The 21,876-nt window shown below is 47.5% G+C and carries 25 protein-coding genes and 5 pseudogenes; 20 read left to right on the plus strand and 10 right to left on the minus strand.

Translation table 11 applies throughout. From position 1 onward, the window contains the following. Positions 1–329: 329 nt before the first annotated feature. Positions 330–704 (minus strand): YtpI family protein, encoded by a 375-nt coding sequence (locus IEW48_RS00005; RefSeq protein ID WP_188622038.1) that lies wholly within the window; start codon positions 702–704, stop codon positions 330–332. A gap of 139 nt (positions 705–843) precedes the next feature. Here IEW48_RS00005 and IEW48_RS00010 point away from each other — a divergent pair, with 139 nt between their 5' ends. Both IEW48_RS00010 and IEW48_RS00015 read left to right on the plus strand, forming a co-directional pair. Continuing rightward, complete coding sequence (locus IEW48_RS00010) at positions 844–1,575, plus strand: ABC transporter ATP-binding protein (protein ID WP_007504352.1); 732 nt, start codon at positions 844–846, stop codon at positions 1,573–1,575. After that, a complete protein-coding gene (locus IEW48_RS00015) occupies positions 1,568–2,761 on the plus strand; it encodes an ABC transporter permease subunit (protein WP_188622039.1) in 1,194 nt (397 codons plus the stop codon). Before IEW48_RS00010 ends, IEW48_RS00015 begins: the two co-directional genes overlap by 8 nt. Positions 2,762–3,163: 402 nt before the next feature. Here IEW48_RS00015 and IEW48_RS00020 read toward each other — a convergent pair. Continuing rightward, positions 3,164–3,934: pseudogene (locus IEW48_RS00020) on the minus strand (transposase). A gap of 314 nt (positions 3,935–4,248) precedes the next feature. On the opposite strand from IEW48_RS00020, the gene IEW48_RS00025 reads away from it, so the two are divergent. Then, positions 4,249–4,560: a hypothetical protein gene (locus IEW48_RS00025; protein ID WP_188622040.1), complete on the plus strand. Its 312-nt coding sequence runs from the start codon at positions 4,249–4,251 to the stop codon at positions 4,558–4,560. Between the two features lie 13 nt (positions 4,561–4,573). On the opposite strand, the pseudogene IEW48_RS00030 reads toward IEW48_RS00025, so the two are convergent. Both IEW48_RS00030 and IEW48_RS00035 read right to left on the minus strand, forming a co-directional pair. Then, positions 4,574–4,762 (minus strand): annotated as a pseudogene (locus IEW48_RS00030) (IS1634 family transposase N-terminal domain-related protein); the annotation flags it as partial. Positions 4,763–4,953: 191 nt separating this feature from the next. Continuing rightward, positions 4,954–5,844 (minus strand): manganese catalase family protein, encoded by an 891-nt coding sequence (locus IEW48_RS00035; RefSeq protein ID WP_188622041.1) that lies wholly within the window; start codon positions 5,842–5,844, stop codon positions 4,954–4,956. Between the two features lie 138 nt (positions 5,845–5,982). Between IEW48_RS00035 and IEW48_RS17570 the strand changes: the two genes are divergently transcribed. Continuing rightward, on the plus strand, positions 5,983–6,309 hold the full coding sequence (locus IEW48_RS17570) for a transposase family protein (protein WP_371874788.1): 327 nt from the start codon (positions 5,983–5,985) through the stop codon (positions 6,307–6,309). A gap of 211 nt (positions 6,310–6,520) precedes the next feature. Here the strand turns inward: IEW48_RS17570 and IEW48_RS00045 are convergent, their stop codons facing one another. Then, entirely contained in the window at positions 6,521–7,690 is a 1,170-nt protein-coding gene (locus IEW48_RS00045) for an IS256 family transposase (protein ID WP_188622043.1), read from the minus strand. An 80-nt stretch (positions 7,691–7,770) separates the two neighbouring features. Between IEW48_RS00045 and IEW48_RS00050 the strand changes: the two genes are divergently transcribed. The 7 genes and pseudogenes from IEW48_RS00050 to IEW48_RS00080 all read left to right on the plus strand — a co-directional run. Continuing rightward, complete coding sequence (locus IEW48_RS00050; RefSeq protein ID WP_229703887.1) at positions 7,771–7,929, plus strand: zinc ribbon domain-containing protein; 159 nt, start codon at positions 7,771–7,773, stop codon at positions 7,927–7,929. 464 nt (positions 7,930–8,393) lie between these two features. Continuing rightward, on the plus strand, positions 8,394–9,593 hold the full coding sequence (locus IEW48_RS00055; RefSeq protein ID WP_188622044.1) for a CRISPR-associated protein: 1,200 nt from the start codon (positions 8,394–8,396) through the stop codon (positions 9,591–9,593). Positions 9,594–9,595: 2 nt separating this feature from the next. Then, positions 9,596–9,922 (plus strand): TM1812 family CRISPR-associated protein, encoded by a 327-nt coding sequence (locus IEW48_RS00060; RefSeq protein WP_188622045.1) that lies wholly within the window; start codon positions 9,596–9,598, stop codon positions 9,920–9,922. A 109-nt stretch (positions 9,923–10,031) separates the two neighbouring features. After that, entirely contained in the window at positions 10,032–10,229 is a 198-nt protein-coding gene (locus IEW48_RS00065; RefSeq protein WP_188622046.1) for a hypothetical protein, read from the plus strand. A 1-nt stretch (position 10,230) separates the two neighbouring features. Next, the gene (locus IEW48_RS00070; RefSeq protein WP_188622047.1) at positions 10,231–10,569 is read left to right on the plus strand and encodes a LapA family protein; all 339 of its coding nucleotides are present in this window, start codon (positions 10,231–10,233) and stop codon (positions 10,567–10,569) included. A 65-nt stretch (positions 10,570–10,634) separates the two neighbouring features. Beyond that, positions 10,635–10,811, plus strand: a complete 177-nt coding sequence (locus IEW48_RS00075) for a hypothetical protein (RefSeq protein WP_188622048.1) — start codon at positions 10,635–10,637, stop codon at positions 10,809–10,811. Between the two features lie 108 nt (positions 10,812–10,919). After that, positions 10,920–11,192, plus strand: a pseudogene (locus IEW48_RS00080) (winged helix-turn-helix domain-containing protein); the annotation flags it as partial. Positions 11,193–11,263: 71 nt separating this feature from the next. On the opposite strand, the gene IEW48_RS00085 reads toward IEW48_RS00080, so the two are convergent. Then, positions 11,264–11,680 carry a hypothetical protein gene (locus IEW48_RS00085; RefSeq protein WP_188622049.1) on the minus strand — a complete coding sequence of 139 codons (417 nt, stop codon included), beginning with the start codon at positions 11,678–11,680 and terminating at the stop codon, positions 11,264–11,266. A gap of 196 nt (positions 11,681–11,876) precedes the next feature. Between IEW48_RS00085 and IEW48_RS00090 the strand changes: the two are divergent. Then, positions 11,877–12,022: pseudogene (locus IEW48_RS00090) on the plus strand (MgtC/SapB family protein); the annotation flags it as partial. A 189-nt stretch (positions 12,023–12,211) separates the two neighbouring features. Here IEW48_RS00090 and IEW48_RS00095 read toward each other — a convergent pair. After that, positions 12,212–12,775 (minus strand): GbsR/MarR family transcriptional regulator, encoded by a 564-nt coding sequence (locus IEW48_RS00095; protein ID WP_188622050.1) that lies wholly within the window; start codon positions 12,773–12,775, stop codon positions 12,212–12,214. A gap of 73 nt (positions 12,776–12,848) precedes the next feature. Here IEW48_RS00095 and IEW48_RS00100 point away from each other — a divergent pair. From IEW48_RS00100 to IEW48_RS00120, 5 genes and pseudogenes are all read left to right on the plus strand, one after another. Further along, positions 12,849–13,463: pseudogene (locus IEW48_RS00100) on the plus strand (CBS domain-containing protein); the annotation flags it as partial. Next, complete coding sequence (locus IEW48_RS00105; RefSeq protein ID WP_188622051.1) at positions 13,456–14,307, plus strand: ABC transporter permease; 852 nt, start codon at positions 13,456–13,458, stop codon at positions 14,305–14,307. The pseudogene IEW48_RS00100 and the gene IEW48_RS00105, both read left to right, overlap by 8 nt. Before the next feature lie 7 nt (positions 14,308–14,314). Next, a complete protein-coding gene (locus tag IEW48_RS00110) occupies positions 14,315–15,247 on the plus strand; it encodes a glycine betaine ABC transporter substrate-binding protein (protein ID WP_188622052.1) in 933 nt (310 codons plus the stop codon). Between the two features lie 220 nt (positions 15,248–15,467). Next, the gene (locus tag IEW48_RS00115) at positions 15,468–16,328 is read left to right on the plus strand and encodes a sensor domain-containing diguanylate cyclase (RefSeq protein WP_268236510.1); all 861 of its coding nucleotides are present in this window, start codon (positions 15,468–15,470) and stop codon (positions 16,326–16,328) included. A gap of 82 nt (positions 16,329–16,410) precedes the next feature. Continuing rightward, positions 16,411–16,623, plus strand: coding sequence for a YtpI family protein (locus IEW48_RS00120; protein WP_229703888.1), 213 nt, complete (start codon positions 16,411–16,413; stop codon positions 16,621–16,623). Positions 16,624–16,781: 158 nt separating this feature from the next. Here IEW48_RS00120 and IEW48_RS00125 read toward each other — a convergent pair whose 3' ends face one another. Beyond that, the gene (locus tag IEW48_RS00125) at positions 16,782–18,407 is read right to left on the minus strand and encodes a methyl-accepting chemotaxis protein (RefSeq protein WP_188622054.1); all 1,626 of its coding nucleotides are present in this window, start codon (positions 18,405–18,407) and stop codon (positions 16,782–16,784) included. A 213-nt stretch (positions 18,408–18,620) separates the two neighbouring features. On the opposite strand from IEW48_RS00125, the gene IEW48_RS00130 reads away from it, so the two are divergent. Both IEW48_RS00130 and IEW48_RS00135 read left to right on the plus strand, forming a co-directional pair. After that, positions 18,621–19,304, plus strand: coding sequence for a DsbA family protein (locus tag IEW48_RS00130; protein ID WP_188622055.1), 684 nt, complete (start codon positions 18,621–18,623; stop codon positions 19,302–19,304). A 92-nt stretch (positions 19,305–19,396) separates the two neighbouring features. Further along, positions 19,397–19,864, plus strand: a complete 468-nt coding sequence (locus IEW48_RS00135) for a disulfide oxidoreductase (RefSeq protein ID WP_007503683.1) — start codon at positions 19,397–19,399, stop codon at positions 19,862–19,864. Between the two features lie 79 nt (positions 19,865–19,943). Here IEW48_RS00135 and IEW48_RS00140 read toward each other — a convergent pair whose 3' ends face one another. Both IEW48_RS00140 and IEW48_RS00145 read right to left on the minus strand, forming a co-directional pair. Further along, entirely contained in the window at positions 19,944–20,237 is a 294-nt protein-coding gene (locus tag IEW48_RS00140; RefSeq protein WP_188622056.1) for a GGDEF domain-containing protein, read from the minus strand. Further along, positions 20,209–20,736, minus strand: a complete 528-nt coding sequence (locus IEW48_RS00145) for a hypothetical protein (RefSeq protein ID WP_188622057.1) — start codon at positions 20,734–20,736, stop codon at positions 20,209–20,211. The genes IEW48_RS00140 and IEW48_RS00145 overlap by 29 nt, the downstream gene beginning before the upstream one ends. Positions 20,737–20,838: 102 nt before the next feature. Between IEW48_RS00145 and IEW48_RS00150 the strand changes: the two genes are divergently transcribed. Further along, the gene (locus IEW48_RS00150; protein ID WP_188622058.1) at positions 20,839–21,849 is read left to right on the plus strand and encodes a HEAT repeat domain-containing protein; all 1,011 of its coding nucleotides are present in this window, start codon (positions 20,839–20,841) and stop codon (positions 21,847–21,849) included. The last annotated feature ends 27 nt before the right edge of the window (positions 21,850–21,876 follow it).

The following is a 21,876-nucleotide window of genomic DNA, read 5'->3' on the forward strand; positions in this document are numbered from 1 at the left end:
TGTTGGCTTCCTAGTCAACTGAACCGTGGGACACACGGGGATCGCTTGGTCAATAAACGGCTGGTAGGCTGTTGTTCCCAAGAATCCCCCACCTCTAAGCGAAGCGTAGGTGGTGGGAGTGTTCAATGCCGATCGCGATAAAAAGCAAATTCCGCCCGAAGTGCAACAAGAACTGCTGGACATGATTGCAGCGATGATGGATCATCAATCTCTTCTTGATTAAATAATTAATGAAAGTTAATGAAAAAAGGGTAAAACGGCAGGGGTTGCCCCACGATATGAGTCATTTCTAAGTGGGCAACCCCTATTTTTCGTTCCGGAATAAAGCATTAAGTATTCTTGGCTGTATCTGCGTACACTTTGGGGGCATACGTCCGATAATGGCGGATGCCCATGATCAGGTTAAACAGGCCCAGAGCTAAAAAAGCAACAGCCACGCCGATCACCCAGCCATTAAGGTCACTGAACATAAACTGAATCATGGCCATAGCGGTCAGCATTGTTCCCATGGCAATATTGGTTTTGGCGTTGTAGTATTTCATCATGTGAAATGCTTGTTGCTCTTTCTTTTTGGGTTTCTTTTTTGTCTTTTTAAAGGCTGCAATTTCGTAGTATTGTTTACGGTAAGAGCGGGTTTTGAAGCTGTAATAGATAGAAAAGCTGGCGGCAATTACGACTGTAAACATCAACAGAATATGTATCATTGCCGATCACTCCTTTTGTTATTCTTTTGCCGTGCTGGACATCTTCTACTATTGTAGCTTGTTAAGCATCATAATTCTACCTTTAGGAAGCGGTGGTATATACTAGAGAGGTAGTTTGTTGAGGGAAAGGAGCTCGGTTATGATCCGTGTTGAAGAGCTGACCAAAGCCTTTAGAACAACAGTGGCCATCAAACATCTCTCATTTTCAATTGGCAAAGGAGAAGTGGTGGGTCTTTTGGGCGAAAACGGTGCGGGGAAAACCACCACTTTGCGTTTGATCGCCAGTGTGTTGAAACCTACGTCGGGCAGGATTGAGGTCGCGGGTTTTGATACAGTGAGACAGGCACGGGAAGTAAAAAAGCGCGTGGGCATTTTATTTGGCGGGGAAACAGGGCTGTATGACAGGCTAACAGCAAGGGAAAACATCGCTTATTTTGCCCGGCTTTATGAACTGCCAGAAGAGGAAACGGAACAGCGCATCACACGGCTGGCCGATATTTTTGACATGTATGATTTTCTTGACCGGCCGGTGGGCGGGGTTTCCAAAGGGATGCGCCAAAGGGTGGCCATTGCCCGCTCCATCGTGCATGACCCTGAAATCATTTTGTTTGATGAGCCTACCTCGGGATTGGATATTATTGCGGCCAACGACATGCGCGGCTTGATCCGGCATTTCAGTGAGCAGGGTAAAACCGTTGTTTTTTCCAGTCACATTATGAGTGAAGTGCAAAAGTTATGCCAACGTGTGCTTATATTACATAGAGGCGAATTGCGTTTTGACGGTACGCTGGAAGCATTGTACGCCGCTTACGGTCATGATGACCTGGACCGGATCTTTTTGGCGGAGATAGGGAGGGAGAGACATGTTTAAGCAAAGCTGGCCCATATTTAAGAAAGAGATGACGGATCTGTTCCGGGACCGGAAAACCTGGATGACCAGTATCTTGCTTCCTGTCGTGCTTTATCCGGCCATTATGTTTTTGATTGGATTTATTATGCAGTCAACGGTGGAAAATGCCCAAAGCGATATTCCCATAACCATTAACGATCCATCGGGTATCATTGAAGCCCATCTGTCCCAGCACAATGTTTTCCGCATTCTGCCTCCCAAAGATGATGTGGAACAGGCCATCCTCCAGGGAGAGATCCGTTTTCATGTTGAGGTGGATCCCCACTTTGAGTCCCAGCTGGCCAATATGGAAAGCGGCAGCATTATCATCTACTACGACCGTTCCAATACTAATTCGGAAATTGCCTATGCCGTGCTGAGAGAGATGTTGGCTCAAAAGTCAACCCAGTTGCTGGAGGAACGTCTGGCTGCCCTTGGTCTTAGTGATGCTGCAATCCAACCTTTGGAGATTAAGGATGTCAGTGTGGCTCCCGAAGGCCAGGAGATCGGCAGCTTCTTGTCGTTTATTATTCCCTTGTTTTTATTGATCAGTTGCATTTCTGGAGGATTGCCTGCCTCAACAGATCTTGTGGCGGGAGAAAAAGAGCGCGGTACATTGGAGGCGCTGATCACAACACCTGTAGGCGGAGGACCCATAATGACCGGTAAACTGTTGACGGTGACGGTGATGAGTTTTCTCAGTGCCATTCTCACCTTTCTCAGTCTCATATTAGTTTTTGCCGTGATTCCGGTTTTGTTCCCGCTCTATTTACCCGAAGGGAATATAGTGAGCTCCATCTTTACATCTGAATTTTTCCTAGTCAGTGTCATGTTGCTGCTTTTGGTCTCTGCAATGATCGGTGCTTTGCAATTGTCCATCAGTACGGTGGCCAAAAGCTTTAAAGAGGCCCAAGCGTACAACACGATTGTGGTGTTTGCTGTCATGTTGCCTGTCTATTTACTGATGATGACGCCAGCTGTGGAGATTCCCTTCCATTACTTTTGGCTCCCTGTCATCAATGTCGTTGCGATTTTTAAAGAGGTGTTTGCCGGGCTGATTCATCCGCTTCACCTGTTTATCTCCATGATCAGCAGCCTGTTCTACGTGGTGGTCGCCATTGTGTTGTTTGCCTATCTGTTTAAAAAAGAGCGGTTTATTTTAAAGTAACCATTACTCAATAATAGCCAAACATCGCCCAGGACTTAAGGGTTTAGTCCTGGTTTTTTTGGCTTGTATTATATAGAAGTAGAGGCATTTTGGCAGGGTCTATGGAACCATTTCAGGAATCTGAGGACCAATTTTAGGAAAATATGTTTACAAACAAATGGCTTAGTTTTATACTTCGTGGCAAATGGAAGAAAAATTTGCCAGTAGAAGCCAAAAAATGATTATCGTTGTCTTTTTTGTCGAGTACCGTCAAGAATTTTGTGTAATGTAAGATAGATAGGGTTTCTCTGAAATGGATTTGGAATGAATAGGGAATCGGTTTCCTCCACACAGGAGACTGAATATTCAGTCTCATGTGAGGAAAGGGAAAATCCCCCTATTTTGTTTATTTACAGTATTTGGTTAATGATAACGTTCTTCAAACATTCGTTGAAGGGCTTCATGCGCTTCGGCAAATCCTCGCAACTTTCGCCCTGCCCATTTCTCGTTAAAGTCCTGTATCGTCAAATATACGACTTTTTCAGCGGCTTCTAAACTGCTCAAACTGTTCATCGATTTTAGGCGTTTCCGAATCTCCTTGATCGTTCGTTCGATGGCATTGGTCGTATAAATCACACTTCGAATACTGCTTGGATAGTCCATAAAGGTGAGAAGGACATCCAACTCATTTGCTCAAGATTGGACTTCTCTCGGATACTTGCTGGACCATTTCGACTCAAACTGTTGAAACATTTGTAACGCCATCTCCTTATTCGGCGCGCGATAAATCAGCTTGAGATCCTCGGCCACTTCGAATTGGTCTTTTTTCCGAACACGGCTGAGGGTGTTGCGGACTTTGTGCACGACACAGCGCTGCACATCGGCTTTCGGATACACCGCCTTAAAGGCTTCCTCCAGCCAGCCCGTGTGCCGTTGGTAAGGGGCAAACAACTGTGTTTGAAATTCCCCGTTTCGGTCTCTTGGAACCAAAAGACCCTCAATCCTGCCATATTGCGTATCTAGATTTCGTTGATAGTAGCCGTTTCTCATATTCGGCGTTCCAGCCTGTTCGATTTCGAGGAAATTTTTGATTTCTTCCCGCATGATCAGTTCTAATTTTTCTTTTACAAACTGACGAATGACACTTTCCTGTTGATTTGCCCAGTCGACATTCGGTATACTTCTTTTAGACATAGGTAGGGTACTCCTTTCTCTAAGATTTTTGGTCCAATCAGAGAATACCCTACCTTTTTTCTTTTGTTCTAGCAAAATGCTTTACACAAACTTTTATACATCATCATGAATCTTCTCTTGAAAAAAATTAGTTACACCATTATTTACATTATCTTTCGTTTGAATAACTTCATTTTGAATTCTCATAATGTTATCACCTCCAAAAATCATAAATAACTTTTTTACCGGCCAGAGGCCGGTAAAAAAGTTACACGGATTAATTAGGATTTGCTGAAAAACAAAAAAATGTTGATATTTAAGGAAAAAAATGTATTATGGGCGAAATTAAGTGCAAGGGTTTTTCAAAAACCACCTACAAAAACCTTGCACTTGGAGGTATTACTGTGTATCGCCATAACCAGGATCAGCTCATCATGCCACATGAATTCTTCCTGCCTTTTGGTGGTCAACTGGACCCCAACAACCGTTGGGTATTACTTCCTCAAAGAATCCCATGGGGCAAAGCGGAAGATCTGTATATCGGGAAGCTCAAATCAACAAGTGAAGGCCGTCAGGCCTTTTCTGTGCGCATGGCTTTGAGTGCGCTTATCATTAAAGAGCGTTTAGAAAGAGCGTTTAGGCACTAGCGATCGTGAAACAAAGGAATCGCGAAATGCTTTTGGTCAGACGCTCCAGGACCGCACGGTCCAATTCATCTTCCCGACCGAAAGAATAGATCACCTTCGCTTTTGAATATTTGGCCTTCGGATCCCATTCGTTATGAGCAAGTTGAAGATAAGCGGTGACAGATCCATCTTTGTTTTTACGAGTGACTCGACGTATATACATGCCTACTGTCGAACTCAGGCTTCAGATTCCGCCTCACGGCGGACACCCTTGCTTTCAGCTAACGGTAGGCGCTCGCCAGCCCCCGTTCGGGACTTTCACCCTATAGTCACGCACTCATGCCGGACGTACCAAAAAAGTAAACTCCTGTCCTTAAGCAGACAGGAGTTTCTTCAGAATTTGGCTTGATGCCATTAGAGATTTTTTTGCAGTTTCTGGGCAATTTCATACAAGTCTTCCGGTGTAAAGCCCGGGGCGTAGGATTCAGGCTGCGCCTCCATTTCCAGCACGGGTCCCCCTTCGGGCAATGTATCTGAGACAATCAACTCTTGCCCATCATCTGGGTGTGTTCCGTTCCAGATCAATTTAATGTCTTTATAGTCATCTGGGCTGAAGCGATACAAGGTACGGTGGTATCCTTTGTCTTCAAATTTTCTGGCCTCAGGGAATTTGCTGTTATCAATGTCTGGAATAGGGAGCATTTTCTTCACATCAACGCCAGTTAATGTTTCCAGTGCTTTGGCATAAGCCAGTGCGTGAACACCCCCGCGCACCAGCAAGTAGCCAATCATCTCCCGGGCCACGGGATTGTCTGTCATTTGATACACCCGGATTTTCTGGGTGCGTGCCCCCACTTCAAGGAAGAAATTATGGAGCAGATCAAGAACCAAGTTACCGCTGTTGAAGACATAATCTCCTTGCCAAGGTTGTCCCATAGAATTTCCAACCAGTGTTGCTTGTCCCGTTGCTATGAAGTGATGGGTATTGCGGACATCCTTGGCAAAGCCAAAAGGTGTTTGATCCGGAGCCTTGTTAGGTGCCGTATTTTCCAGCAACGCATTCACCGTAGCGGAAACCAATTCAATATGCCCCAATTCTTCTGTGGAAATATTGGCAATTAGGTCATAGTAAGGTTTAAGCTTCTTCTTTTCGCGGAAATTAAAAGACTGATACATATAATTCATCAATGTAGACATTTCCCCAAAGCGTCCGCCCAGCAACTCCTGCACAGCAGCTGCAGCGTTGGCATCCCCTTCTTTTGGATTGGGCAATTCAATTTGTAACTTGTCGACACGCATGAACATAGATGATCTCCTCCTTTGTTGATTCATGGTCATTTTTTGCGAGTGAAAACAGATATCCGTTTACCACTAGGATTGCCAGAGTTTATGGTTTTAAAACAAGAAATCACGGAAAATAAAGTTGTGATTCAGGTGGAGACAATGGATCCCCCTGAGCGTTGTCCTTACTGTGGTTTTCAAGAGTTGAAAAAGCATGATCAACGCCTGAGAAGCGTACGTGACCTGCCCATTCATAACCGACCGGTTTATTTGATCATCCAACTCAAGCATTGGCACTGTACCAACTGTCAGAAAATCTTTGATGATCACCTCCCATCTGTACCAAAAAGCAAACATCAAACTCATCGTTTCAGAAAATATGTTTTCGACATGTGTCACGGAGTGACCATCAGTTATGTGAGCGGCAGGTCCATCTGCCCTATAAGACCGTTGAACGCATTTATTACGACCTCGCTGAACAGGAAATAAATAGGGTTTGCTGAAAAACACAAAAATGTTGATATTGAAAGGAAAAGACCGGTACCGTCAAGAATTTTGTGTAATGTAAATGGGGTAGGGTTTCTCTGAAATGGATTTGGAATGAATAGGGAACTAGTTTCCTCCACACAGGAGACTGAATATTCAGTTTCCTGTGTGGAAAGGGAGAATCCCCCCTATTTTGTTTATTTACAGTATTTGGTTAATGATAACGTTCTTCAAACATTCGTTGAAGGGCTTCATGTGCTTCGGCAAATCCTCTTAACTTTCGCCCTGCCCATTTCTCGTTAAAGTCCTGTATCGTCAAATATACGACTTTTTCAGCGGCTTCTAAACTGCTCAAACTGTTCATCGGTTTTAGGCGTTTCCGAATCTCCTTGATCGTTCGTTCGATGGCATTGGTCGTATAAATCACACTTCGAATACTGCTTGGATAGTCCATAAAGGTGAGAAGGACATCCAACTCATTTGCCCAAGATTGGACTTCCCTTGGGTATTTGTGAGACCATTTGGATTGAAACTGTTGAAACATCTCCAATGCGATTTCTTTATTCGGAGAACGATAAATGAGTTTCAGGTCCTCCGCCATTTCGAATTGGTCTTTTTTCCGAACACGGCTGAGGGTGTTGCGGACTTTGTGCACGACACAGCGCTGCACATCGGCTTTCGGATACACCGCCTTAAAGGCTTCCTCCAGCCCCGGTAGTCCATCGAATACGCCCAGAAGCACTTCCTTGACGCCTCTTTTGTAGAGCTGTTGGAGAATCTCCCGCCATCCATAGGCGCTTTCTTGTCCTCCCACGAAGAAATCCAGAATTTCGCGATATCCTTCTTCATTCACTCCTAACACCACATAAATAACTTCTTTCTCTACCGTATCCCGGCGAAGTTTCACGTACAAGCCGTCCAAATATAAGACAGAATAACGTTTGGATAGTGGACGATGGTGCCATTTCTCGATGTCTTCTTTCACAACATCGGTAATCCGGCTGATCGTCGCTGGAGAATAAGCATTTCCTAGAATTCGTTCAATAAACTTGCCAATTTCCCGTGTACTCATGCCACTTTGATACATCCTGATGATGGCTTCCTCCAGCCAGCCCGTGTGGCGTTGATAAGGGGCAAACAACTGTGTTTGAAATTCCCCGTTTCGGTCTCGTGGAACCAAAAGACCCTCAATCCGGCCATATTGCGTATCTAGATTTCGTTGGTAGTAGCCGTTTCTCATATTCGATGTTCCGGCTTGTTCTATTTCGAGGAAATTTTTGATTTCTTCCCGCATAATCAGTTCTAATTTTTCTTTTACAAACTGACGAATGGCATTTTCCAGTTGATTTGCCCAGTCGACATTCGGTATACTTCTTTTAGACATAGGTAGGGTACTCCTTTCTCTGGAATGTGTTGTGGTCCAAATCAGAGAATACCCTACCTTTTTTCTTTTGTTCTAGCAAAATGCTTTACACAAAATTTTATACATCATTCCGGGTGAACGTGTCTCTATCGCTTTCCGAACGTCTATTTCGTTGTGCATGCGGTTTTGTGGCAAACAGAGACACCAACGCCGCCATCAATATCCACAAAGAAGGCTTGAAACAGTTAGGGATTGCCTGACTGGATCTCGAACCGTGGGGCACACGGGGATCGCTCGGTCAACTTCCCATCATGAGATGGGATTACCCGAGAAGCCCCCACTTCTAATCGTTAACGTAGGTGGTGGGAGTATGTCACGGAAGATTGGAGAAATTAATTTTTTTGTTATTTTTAGAGGAAATTCTAAACATCTTGACGAATGTCAAAAATATAAGATTTACCTGCATTCCGTGACATGATGACTTATAGACACCAAAATGATCACAAAATATTTAAATATCTACATGCAGACTGTCCCCTGCCTGGCAGATTTTGATGGCATGTCAGAGACGCCCTGGTCACAAGGCGTTTGAGTGACACAGGTCAAATGTCTGGGGGAGGTTGCTGATAGGCAGTTCTAGTGTAGCCAAGCTGATGAGGATTAAGAGCTGAGCCTTCCCGATCAGGAGGCCGATTGAAGACTGAAGGAGGTCATTTTGTCAAATATGTACCACACAGTTGTGTTAACTGCTGGTATTTCGATGTTTGTAGGAAGGAATAATGTGTTTGCCATCCACCGGGAGGATCTCCCCAAAATCCCTGTTTCTCTTCAGGACAGGCTATCAACTCAGGAAATTCAAGGCCAAATCGACGATTGGATCGATAAATTAAAACCTTTTTTTGAACAGATCAAGGAGAATCATTCACGAGTCAGTGCCGAATATTCTATGGTTCATACCCTGAAAAATCAGGGGAAGCTGGGTGACCGCCCGCTTATCATTATGTTTGTTACGAACACAGTCGGTGGATATGCCGGCGAAAAGATTCACCGGGAGCTTTTTGAGAAGCAATTTCAGGCGGATGTCAAGGTGTTTTATGTCGATATTCACGTAGATCATCCAGAAGACTTGAACAGAGAAATAGGTGAATATATGAAAAAACTTGCCGAAGCCCTTGAGGCCGGTGAACCAAACACGACTTGTTTTGCGCCGATTGGCGGCTACAAGGTCATGACATCTTTCGGGTATATCGTCGGTTCTTTTCTCGGTTATCCTACCGCTTATTTACATGAGGATCATCAAATTTTGCATGAAATTCCTCCGGTTCCTATCCAAATAGATCTCGAACAAATTGAACATTACACCTCACTCCTTCGTCAATGTCAAGCCGATTATGTGGAAATTGATAACTTGGGGTACGATGAAAAACAGTTTATCAAACAGTTTCAATCGCTGTTTTATGTTGAAGATGGTTGGGCATGTTTAAATCCGTTTGGACGATTCTTGTTTGAGCGTACGAAGTACAAGCACATTTTTGAAACCAAGTATCTTGTTTCAGACCAAGTCCGTTCATTTATGAAGACGTCCAACCCCCAGTCTTTATTTATCAAACAACAAATGCGGGAACTTGTAAAGAAGCTTCAGAGTGGGGAAGCACGGCAAAACGAAATCAGGCATGAACTTGACTTTGCAACATTGGAACGGGATAAAATTCAGTTTCATCTGTATAAGGGCGCAAGCAATGGCCGACATGTATTTCGATTAGCCTATCGTTATGACGACAAAGATGATGTCCTTTACGCCAATTACGTCTGGCTTGATCACAATCGTTATGAACGGGAAGCGTCTGTGGGCAAAGGCCTTTATCATCCGGTTTCGGAATTCACCGATATTGCGGAACGTGAAGTGATGTCTAAGGAGCGATGACCATGACCAGACATGTGTTATTCTCATTTTTGGGTAAAAACCGGTACATACCTTGTTACTACGTATTTAGGAGAAAGAAAGCTTCGTACAGCCGGTTTGTCCAGACTGCCATTTATGAGCATGTGAATGATGATGCACATTTAGAAGTGGTGATTTTTGCGACCAAAGGAGCGATCGCGGCAAACTGGCATGACAATGGTAAACAAACGGACCATTCGTATGAAAATGAGGGATTACAGAGCGCTTTTAAGCGAATCGCTCCAGAAGCAAATGTTAAGAACACGGATGGATACAGCCAGGCTACACATCACTTCAGGAAAACGTCGTGACAGCGATTTGCAAAGCCTATGGTGTAGAGCCGACCGGTCATCAGAAAAGAACGCAAATCACAGTTGTTGAAGTTATTGTCATGTGCAGCAGAGTGGACGGCAAAAGCGCTTGAGGCAAAAAAAGGAAATTGAAAGAAGAAAAAAACGTCAGGCAGAAGAAGCATGGTTAGCCCAAATGAGTGATGAGGAACGTTTGCTTTACCGCATAACAAATTTGACAGATAATCAGGAAGATGAACGCTTTAAGCAAATCAGACATTTACGCAGAAGTGATAAGGCAGAAAAATGTGGAAAAAGGAGACGGTAACGTGAGCGGTCAATGGCGGTTGATCCTGGCTCTGGCGGCCTCATTGGTGGTGGCTGTGTTTGCCGTGATTAATGTGGATCCGGTGCAGGTGGATTACCTGTTTGGCACAGCTGAATGGCCTTTAATCTTAATTATTATCGGTTCTGCTCTCTTGGGGGGTTTGATGATTGGCTCGGTGGGAATGTGGCGCATTTACAGGCTGCAGCAAGAGATTAAACAGTTGCGCCACAAAGCAGAGCATCATGAGCAGTCAAGCACGGACACCCCCTCTCCGTCAACCGGTCTGAAACGTCAGGAAGCCGGACAAGAAACCGAACAAAAGGATGAGCCGAAAGCATAGATCTTGCTGGCAAGGATGGACCGGTCAATCTTGGGCTAAACCTGGCTGGTTCAGGCTGTGCATCATTGAAACGGGCGGTCAAATATACGGCAAACCAGATGGAAAATGAGTTGGACAATTACACTTTCGAAACGTTGTTCAGCGTCAAAGTGGGCGAACAAACCTTGTACCAGCAAATGACCGCGACCATGGCTAAAATTGACCGCGGACAGATGGCCATGGAGGAAAAAACGGTTTCCTAGCAAGCTGACGGACAGATCTATGCCAGATATTTTTACCGGGATCAGACGATGTCCATCAGCAGTAATAATACAGGAGAGACCTACTATGTGTATGAATTTGGACATTAAGTGGATAAGAAGGCGCGCCGGGTGTTTGTCGATGGCCGGGAAGTGGTGCTGGCTCACAAGGAATTTGACTTGCTCCTGTTTTTGATGGAGCATCCCAACCGTGTTTTCAGCAAGGAGGCGTTGTTTGAACGGGTATGGGGGATGGATGCCTTGAGCGACGCCTCCACCGTGACGGTGCACATCGCCCGTATCCGTGAGAAAATCGAACAACACCCCTCCAAGCCCCAAAAAATTGAAACGGTGTGGGGATCAGGATACAGGTTGAGGGTGTGAACGGTATGTGCGTCTGCTGCTGGCTAAAGGCAACAGCCCGCATGAATATCAGCATGCCTGTCAGGCAAGGTTCAGCAATTGGGGACGGCCCAACCAGTAGCCTTGCCCTTTTGCAATAAGAACAGAAAGCTTTCTTTCTCCATCTTTTCCAGCCATACGTCAAGCGGTTGGGCTTCTTCCCACCATTGGAACGGTTGGGTTTTCGGAGGGCTTCCGTTTAACGCCTGGTCTTTCCGAAGTTTGATCAAGATATGATTGTCGGCCAGCCGGGGATTATGGGGCTGGAGAAGTTTGGCCAGTTGGAAAAGATCTTCCCTGGCTTTAAAATCAGCCATGAGTGACAAAGGCAAGGTTTGTTTGACCTCCCAGGAGAGGAGTGTCTCAAGCTGCGCCAGCAGATGGGCTGGCAAGGGGGTTTGACTCGTCAGTTGAATCTGCCCTCTGACAGGCAAACTTAAGGTTGGATGGCAACGCTGGCAGTCGTTCATGTTTCTCTTCCTTTCATGCGGGGCTCACGATGCTGTGTAACATCTTGCGGGAAATGGTTTACAAACGTTTACATATACTTGTATACTTTACCATCTATATCATCATTCGAGTTCTATCCTGCTAATTCCTGCTGTGGGGCAAATTTTTCTTTCTGGTTATTCATTGCAGTCGCAATGACATACGATGATGGATCCTATGCCTCCTATGCCTTTAGCGGCCCAAATCGTCAGGGGCATCGGCTTTTTGGAGCTGGTGTCATTTTGCGTCGCAGCAACGCTACCATCACCGGTTTAACGACTGCAGCGATGATCTGGGCTTCTGCCGGGATTGACATTGCCGTTAGTCCATAGTGCAGAATGACCGTTTGAACACATATAACATTCACTGGGAAAAAAGGGGTGGGATGTTGGTGCATGAAACGGCCTGCTAGAAAAATAGCCATGCTAACAGGGGATCTCTGTAAGACAGAGATCCCCTGTTACTGTTGAAAAGCGGATGGATCGTCATCCGGAGGAATGTTTCGGTTTTTGTTAGGTGGATTTACTTTTTTTGGGTATCCATTCAAAGATCTGTCCGGATTCAAAACTGGCCACCAGGCGTCTGAGCCAGTCATAATAGTTTAGCGAGTGCTCCAGTTTGGCTAGATCGCATTCGATTTTGGAACGTAAGGATTTATCAGTGCATTCCTGATACAGTTCGGTTAAGGCGGTGAAGGCTTGCCGCACCTGTTGTTCGTTGCTTTCCAACGCTTTTTTCCATTTGGTCCCGAACAAGCTGACAAAGGTTTGGTACCAGTCTTCTTCAACTTGGTATAAGTCTTTACGCACTCCTTTTTGCCAGATTTTGTGGACCATCTGTATTTCCTGCAGCGCCCGCACACCGGTGCTCATACTCGTTTTACTCATCCCCAGGGCCTCACACATTTCATCCAGCGTCATGGGCCGGTCTTCAAAATACATGATGCCGTACAAACGCCCTACACTGGGGGTGATGCCAAATAAGTGCATGTTCTGGGAAATGGTTTGGATCACTTTTTGCCGGACCTGGTGCCACCTTTGCCACTGTGTATGCGCTTGTTGTTCATTGCTCTGCATGTCAGGGGCCTCCCTCCAGCCGAAGCTGTTCATGGTTCATCGTTCGTTGTCTCACATTTGATTGTATCAAAGGGATCCTTTGATTCGCAAAGACATGCAGGATGAGCTGCTGGAGTTGCAGGCGCAGATGAAGAAAACGATTGTGTTTATTACGCATGATCTGGATGAGGCTTTGCGACTGGGAGACCGCATTGCGCTGATGAAAGACGGCCAGATTGTCCAGATCGGCACACCGGAAGAAATTTTGATGCACCCAGCCAATCATTATGTGGAACGCTTTGTAGAAGATGTGGATTTATCCAAAGTGTTAAGGGCGGGTCAAGTCATGAAGCGGGCGGAGGCGGTGACCTTGGGCAAGGATGGCTTGCGCGTGGCTTTAAAGCGCATGCAGGACCAAGGCCTGTCCAGCATCTATGTGATTGACCGCCACAAGGTGCTGGTGGGTGCGCTCACCGCAGACCAAGCCCTGCAAGCCTTAAAAGACGGGCAGACAGATATGGAAGAGATCATGATCCGCGAGATCCCCACGGCTGATCCCTCTACCCCTCTCTATGAACTCTTTGAACGGGTCTATGATACGGCCATTCCGCTGGCGGTCGTGGATGACAAACAGCGTTTGCGCGGTGTGGTTGTACGGGGGGCCATTCTGGCTGCGCTGGCCGGAAACGGGGGAAAAGCGGATGCTTAACTGGCTGAGTGAGGGCATCCCCCTTGGAGACTGGCTGGAAATGCTCGTGGAGTGGCTGAAGCAGTTTACCTTCTTCTTTGATGGGATAGACTGGATCATTTCGACGATATCCAGCAGCTTGGAAAGCGTGCTGTTTTTGTTCCCGGTATGGCTGCTCATCGGGCTTTTGGCCCTTTCTGTGTGGTGGAAAGCGAGAAGCTGGGGTTTGCCTCTGTTTATTGTGCTGGGTTTGGGACTGATTTGGAATCTGGGTTACTGGGATAATATGGTTTATACGTTGTCCCTGGTGTTAACCGCCGCCTTGATCTCTGTGACAGTGGGCATTCCTGCCGGCATTGTGGCCGCCAGAAAAGGGTGGATCAGGGAGCTTTTGACCCCTGTGCTCGATTTGATGCAGACGATGCCGGCCTTTGTCTATCTGATTCCGGCTGTATTTTTCTTTGGTATTGGCACGGTGCCAGGGGTGGTGGCTTCGGTGATCTTTTCTATGCCGCCGGTGATCCGCTTGACCATTCTGGGCATCCGGCAGGTTCCTGCGGAAATTGTGGAAGCGGCTGACGCCTTTGGTTCAACAAACTGCCAAAAGTTGTTCAAAGTCCAGCTGCCCTTGGCCAAGCAAACTATCATGGCCGGTGTCAATCAGACCATCATGCTGGCTTTGTCCATGGTGGTGATCGCCTCCATGATCGGGGCCCGCGGCTTGGGGCGTGATGTTTATCAAGCGGTGACCCAGAATCAGATGGGCAAAGGGTTTGAAGCCGGTTTGTGCATTGTGGTTTTGGCTATTTTGTTAGACCGCATCACCCAGTTGATGGGTCATAAACAACAAACTAAGAAAGGATGATGAACAGATGTTTGTGTGGCAAGGAAAACGTCGTTGGGGATGGTGGGTTGTTTTGATCAGTATGGCTGTGATTGCGGCTGGATGTGGAGCTGAAGAGGCGCCTGGTACAGAGGAAACAGGCGTTGACAGTGAGACAGAAGCCGCTGAGCCTGCTGCGGGAGGATTTGACCATATTACCGGTATTGATGCCGGAGCGGGGATTATGCAAGCAACCGAAGAAGCGATAGAAGCTTATGGTCTGGATATTGAGCTGGTACCCAGCTCCAGTGCGGCCATGACTGCGGCTTTGGCCTCCGCCATTGAAAATGAGGAGTGGATTGTGGTGACCGGGTGGACCCCGCATTGGAAATTTGCTGCTTATGATTTGAAGTATCTGGATGACCCGCTGGGTATTTATGGTGAAGAAGAAAGCATCCATACCTTGGTGCGCCAAGGGCTGGAGGAAGATCATCCCAGTGCGTATCAAGTGCTGGACAATTTTTACTGGACACCGGATGATATGAATCAGGTCATGGTGGACATGGCCCAGCATGGCTTGAGTGAAACAGAAGCGGCCCGGCAATGGATTGAGGCTAACCGTGAAGTGGTGGACAGCTGGATTGAGGGTGTGGAACCGGTTGACGGTGATCGGATTGAGCTGGTCTATGTCACCTGGGATTCGGAAATTGCCTCAAACAACGTGATTGCGCTTGTTCTGGAGGAAATCGGCTATGAAGTGGAATTAACACCGGTTGAAGCCGGAGTGATGTTTGCCGGGGTGGCTAGCGGAGAAGCCGATGCGATGGTGGCCGCTTGGCTCCCAGGCACCCATGCTGCTTATTATGAAGATTTCAAGGATGACCTGGTTGATTTGGGGCCCAATTTGGATGGAGCGAAAATCGGGTTGGTTGTGCCCACGTATGTAGATATTGACAGCATTGAGGAGATTCGTCCGCGGTAAAAGCAAGGCATCGTTCAAGGAAGGCATGTTTAGCCGGACACGAGTCACCTTGTCCAGGCTGGCTGGTTGCTTTTCGGTAAGACAGGATTGAAAAAGGCTGCCCGTTTTGACGGGCAGCCTTTGTTGGTACGCCCGGCATGGGTGCGTGACTATAGGGTGAACGTCCTTAAGCACGGTTAAATATAAAAGGAAAGCGATCAATAAAGCCTTCCGCAATACAGTGGAAGAGACCGGATACAGCGGGATGGAACTGTTTGGCCCCCAACAGCGCTGGAAAACACTGATTCATGCAGAGGACCGGTACAAGCTGCTGGAAGCTGAAAACAAGGTACTGCGGGGCCTGTCAACGCAAGTGGAAATTAGATTGAAACATCCGGAACAGGGTTTTAAGTGGTTTGCGGCACGTCTCAGACCCCTCAAAGATCAGGAGGGCAACGTCACGCAGATTGCTGCCCATTTTGTGGATATCAACGGTTTCAAACAAAAAGAGGAACAATTGCGCAAGATGGCGTATTATGATGAGCTGACCAGTTTGCCCAACCGGAAAATGCTCCATGTCCACCTGCAAAAAGTGTTGGCCAAATCACAGCGGCATCAACATACCTTTGCCGTGATGTTTATTGATATCGATGATTTCAAGCAGGTGAACGACACTCTTGGGCACGAAGCGGGTGACCAACTTCTGAAATTGATCGCCCGCCGCATGGAAGCCAGCATCCGTCAAGAAGATATTGTGGCCCGCCTGGCTGGTGACGAATTTGTGGCTGTCTTTGAAGAGGTGTCCCAGGAAGAAGTGAAAAACATTGCTCAACGGCTAATCCGCTCCGTTTCAGCGCCGTATCAGATTAAAGAACAGAAGACAAAGATCTCCTTAACGATTGGGGTCAGTTTTTATCCCAATCATGGCGAAGACTTGTTCACCTTGCTGGACCGGGCCGACCAAGCCATGTATATAGCCAAGAAAAAAGGAAAAAACCGTTTCGAATTATATGATGACAAATTGATGCAAGAACTGAAAGAAAGCGGAAAGTTATTGGAACAGTTTCTGCACTACTTTCGCAGGGAATACCGTAAACCTTGACTTCAACCTTCTCTGGATTGTGTCAGCTGCCAGATTGTGTCTCACACGCTACAATAGTAAGAAAGAGGAACATGTTTATCACATGATGAAGTATTACAACGCGAAAACCAATATTGCCATGGGAACCATGCTGTCCGCCATGGCCATGATTCAGTTTATGTTCAGTGAGCTCACCGGCTGGGTGATCGGTGTGGCTATAGCTTTTTTAGCGTTGGGCTTGTTTAATCTGATCATGGGCATCCGCCATTACCGGATGTATGCCCCAAAAGTGTACGCAGACACCAAGCATACCTGACCCTTTCTGCCGATAGGGGGATTGGATGTAGCGCGGTTAATCGTGATAAATCATTTTCACCGTCATGCCGCTGTCAACGACCAGATTTTGTCCCGTGATAAAGGCCGGCACCACTTGGGCGGGTTGCTCAAGTACCATTTTCTTGTTGAGTGGTTTAATCAGCCAATGTTAAACCGATTGACAATGGCCTTCAATTCTTGAGACTGTTGAGCTAACACTTGGGCTTCTGTGGCTAATGTTTGTACCACTTGTACTTGTTCGTCCATAGCTGTCGAGGTTTGGACGGCCGCTTGGGTAAATTCATCTCCGATTTCGCCTAAACCATCGATCAATTGATTTAACTCCTTGCATTCTGTTAACAATTGGGCCGCTTGTTGGTGATTCACGGCAATTTGGTCGCGGGTTTGCTGCACAATATGATAGAGTGCCTTAATGGATCGCCCGGTATCAGTCACCGCACTGACTCCCGACTTGATGGCTTCCACACTCTCATGCACTTCTTTCACGGTTTGATCCACCTCGTCTTTCGTTTTGGCCAAAATATCGATGATACTTTTGGCAAAGACAGATGTGGATTCAGCGAGATGACGCACTTGTTCAGCCACGACGGCAAAACCCTGCCCGGCTTCACCGGCACGGGCCGCTTCGATCGAGGCATTTAAAGCGAGCATGTTGGTCTGTTTAGCGATATCTGTTATCGCTGATACTTTGGATAACACTTCCCCTGCGTCATGTGAAACCCGCTCAATCATGCGAGCCGTATGATTGACGGTCTGCTCAACACGCCTCATCTTGTCCTCAGTTTCTTGGACGTAGCGGCTGCCTTGATTGGCGGTGGAAAATGCATCCTCTCCTAACTGCAGCGCGTGTTGAGTGTTAAGTCTTGTTTTTTCAATGGTGGCTTGGACATGAGCAATCATCTGTTTGGCCTGTTGCAGGGAAGCCAGCTGCGTTTCAGCTCCCGCCCGGAACGCTTCTGTCACAGTCTGTAAGTTTTGAAAACTGCTAGACAGCTCTTCAGCTTCCTGAGCCTGGGCTTGGCTGATTCGTCCCGTTTGATCAGCGGCAGCAGCCAGTTCGCTCACGATCGTCTTGAGACCTAAAGTCAGCTTATTCAATTCTAAACCGATTTGTTGAAACCGGTCTCGGGAATGTTGCTCCAGTGTGACGGTTAAATTTCCCGCTGAAATCTGTTTGCTCAACTTTAGCCACTTGTCCACCTGACGGAAAATATGCCGGACCACGACATAGGCGCCGGCACCGCCTGCCAGCAAACCGCTTCCTGTCAGCACGGCCACTGTTGACGTTTCGACGCCCAGAGCAGCAGCTGCGCCACCCGCTGCCACAGCGGGAAACAAACCGGCTGTCCAAATCAGAGGAGCCAGAAAAGGACGGTGCACAATTCGCCCAAGACGCAAGTTGTAATGGCGGCCCCTGCCACGCACAATGGGGCAGGAGGCATCGATCAGCCTCTCTTTTGTGTCCCGCTCGTAAAGTTGGATCAGTCCTGTCTCCGTCCGGGCCGCTTTAAGACCGACCGGATCGTTGAATAAAAGACCTTCCCGCAAACGGTTGGTATGAACCAACGCTCTTCCGTCCCGGTCCACCACCAACAAATATTCCTCAAATTGCAAATGTTCGTCCAATATTTGGCGCACCTTGTCGCTCACTTCTGAAAATTGATGGACGTCCTCTAACACCGGTTTCAGTTTGGCAGCAATTTTTTCGGCGCGCTTTAGCGCCTGTCTGGCTCTTTTCTTGCTGAGCAAGGCTTGGTCATTCACCTGACATGCCCCCTTCGCTTTTCATGCTTTTCTCTGGTCTGAGAGATCTCAATTCATGGGTGTTTAGGCAAAAACAGATCCTCAATAATATTAATCGTCAGATGGCCCGTCTAATTTAATAACCATGAACGATCTGTTATATAAATCGGCCATCAGATTGACACCCAAAATCGTACGACAGATATGCTAGAATAGAGAGCAGAGGTGATCCACATGGCCCAACAGAATAAACTGGCCAGAACCTTAGTGCTTTTTACTGCCATTTTTGCCGTTTTGATCGTGCTGTTGATTATGATCAACCGGATCACGGCTAATTCTCCGGAGAATATCATGACAGATATGGCACCGCCGGTTGAGGGACAACCCCTGTACGGAGACCCTGAAGCCAAGGTCAATATCATTGTGTTCAGCGACTATTTGTGTCCCGCCTGTAAAGTATGGCATGAGCACATTTTTCCCCGGTTGAAAGCCGGTTATGTTGAGGACGGAACAGCCAACATCGTGCATATTAATACTTTGTTTCATGGCGAACAGTCGCTGCTGGCCTCCTTGGCGAGTGAAGCAGCCTGGGCTCAGGATCAAGAAGGATTTTGGGCGTTTCACGATGCGTTATATGACCATCAGCCAGCTGAACACAGTGAGACAGCCTGGGTGACCGCAGAACTTCTGTTGGAGATTGCCGAATCGGTTCCTTCGCTCAGTGCGGCCCAGCTGATTGAAGATGTGCTGCAACAGACGTTCCTGCCGGAGGTGGAAGAGGATATGCGGCTGGTTCGGGACTATCAAATTCAATATACGCCCAGCGTGATGGTGAATAATGTTTTATTGGCTGATCCATTTGATTATGATGAGTTGGTGAACGTGATTGAAAGGGCGTTAACAGAGGAATCTTCTTAAGTGAGGAAAGTGGGCGACCGGGCCAGTGCCGGCCGGCAGGCAAACATGGTGAACATAACCAAGGAAAGGAACCAGGGAAAGGAGGTGCTGCCGTGTCCAAAGACAGCCTTTCCCACTCAACCTGGCCTGCTTATACCCTTTATCTGGCCTGGCTGGTAGCTGTTGTGGCTACGCTAGGCAGTCTGTATTTCAGTGAAGTGCGGGGATTTGTGCCTTGTGAATTGTGTTGGTACCAGCGCATTTTCATGTACCCGTTGGCCGTGATGCTCGGCATTGCCGCCTATCGTGGGGATGCGGGGATCAAAGTGTATGTTTTGCCTCTGGCCATGGCAGGGGGATTGATCTCCTTGGTGCATTATTTACAACAGAAAGTGCCCGCTTTGGGGGCCATTGCTTTGTGTACCCAGGGAGTGCCTTGCACGGCCGTTTATATCAATTGGCTGGGCTTCATCACCATTCCCTTTTTGGCTCTGATGGCGTTTGGTGCCATTACCATTTTGATGCTAGTGACGCCAGGATCAAAAACTGCCTGTTCCAGGCCTGAGATGTTGCGGCATTGATGAGAACACTGGTGCTGGCCAAGAACGGAATTGGAACCATCACATACCACACACATGGTCGGTCTTGCATTGATCGGCGTTAGCGCTGAAAAACAATGACCCGGTTTTTGCCTTGCTGTTTGGCGGCATACAGGGAACGGTCAGCCTGCTGAAACAAATGGTCCACCGATTTGTGCGGATCGTCCTGGGACCAGCTAGCCACCCCGCAGGAGACCGTGACACTCGGACTGCTGTAACGTTCCACTTTGCCTCTGATCCGTTCGGCTACCCGCACAGCCTCGCAAAGACCCGCACCGGGCAGATAAACGGCCAGCTCTTCTCCTCCCCACCGGGCCGGGATATCATCAGGGTTCCTGGGCTTTGTGCACCGCATCCAATATCGGACAGTCATGTCTATTGAATCGTTTGTCAAGGGCGCTTGGCGAGGATGAAGCCACCACTTGATAGGCCCGTTCACCGGTTATATACAGCAGAAAGTGTACACTTTGCGGAGCAAATATTTCTTTAATTTTGGCCACGGTGTATTGGATGCTATGCTGGACATCAAGCTGTCCATGTAACTGTTGGGCGGCCTCATTGATCAGTTGCTGTTCCTTAAGCAGCCCTTGCAATTGATGGTACAGCCGGACTCTTTCTACCGATTTCCCCAGCGCTTCAGCCAGAGAAACGATCATGTCCAGCTCCGTTTGGATACTGTCCCGATTTTCAAAAAAACCGATTTCCAATAAACCATAAGTGCCCTGTTTTCCTTTAACGGGGACGTAAACTGTGCAGCCATCCTCTGATGTGTCAATTTTTACCTTTCCGTGCAGAAAAGCTTGATGAGCCAGTTGCAGAGGCCTCTGATGCACATCAAGCAATTTAACCGGCACATCAGCTTCCACTTCCTGGGAGGACCAGAGCGTCAGGTCTAAAGCAGGATAAAATTGCCGAAATGCATTTACAAATGTGGTAACGAAAAGGAGTGTGGGCACTTGCTGGTTGCTGTTACAGTCACTTTGTTTGTGCTTCAAATCTTGCTGTGGATGTCCATAGCCATCAAAAGGATGTGGGAAAAATGGCTGGCCACCAGGGAAGCAGAGTGGAAAAAGCGGCTGCAGGCTTTGCTGGATTTCGTGCAACAGAGTGAGACCGCGCTGCCGCGCTATAAAATTCGCAAGCGGCATGAGGCCCTGTTCATGGCCCGTGAGTTGAGCAAAACGGTTCGTGAGATGACGCCGCAGATGCGCCGCAAGGTTGGATATGTGGCCGATCACCTTTTGTCACCTTGGCTGGGGCAAGAGCTGGAAAGGGGCCGGTGGGCCAGCAAGTTGAATGCCCTTTATTATATGGAGGATCTCGGTCTGAAAAGTTTGGCTGATCAAGCCTGGCGCGTGGCGCAATCTGCCCATGGACAAGATGAGCAGCTGGCTGAACAAGCTTTACGGGCTTTAGCAAAGATAAAGGATCACAGAGCCTTGGCCATTTTGTTAAGGGATGAACATTTTCCGCCCTATTTTTATCTTGATCTGTTGCGGCGTTACAGTCCGCTTCATCTGTCTGACCTTAAGCGGGTCTGGAACAGTCACGCCAAAATGAGAAGGGGATTGGTGTTGACGCTGCTTGAGCATCAACAGCCCTGGGAGCAAGAGTTGCTCAGGCAAGCAATGGATAGCGAAGAGCTGGATATTCGTTTGGCCGCATTAAAGGTACTTGCCACGAGACCTGAACTGTGTCCGCCTCATGGCCAGCTGGACCGTTTTTTGCACAGCCCCCATTGGCAGGAACAGGCCCGGGCGGCCTATTTGATTGGCCAGCTGGGTTGGGATCACTATTTGCCGGACCTGGTAACACTGCTTCAGCATAAGATGTGGTGGGTCCGCTACAGAGCCGGGGAAGCGTTGGTAAAGCTGATGGATGCTGCTGAACAATCTTATTGGAGCAGCCGGGTGACAGACCGCTATGGAAGGGACATGCTCCAACACTGGCTCACGGTGTACCGCTGATGCATCACCATTCTTCAATGAAGTTTT

Source organism: Caldalkalibacillus thermarum, from assembly GCF_014644735.1.
GTDB classification, from domain to species: Bacteria; Bacillota; Bacilli; order Caldalkalibacillales; family Caldalkalibacillaceae; genus Caldalkalibacillus; species Caldalkalibacillus thermarum.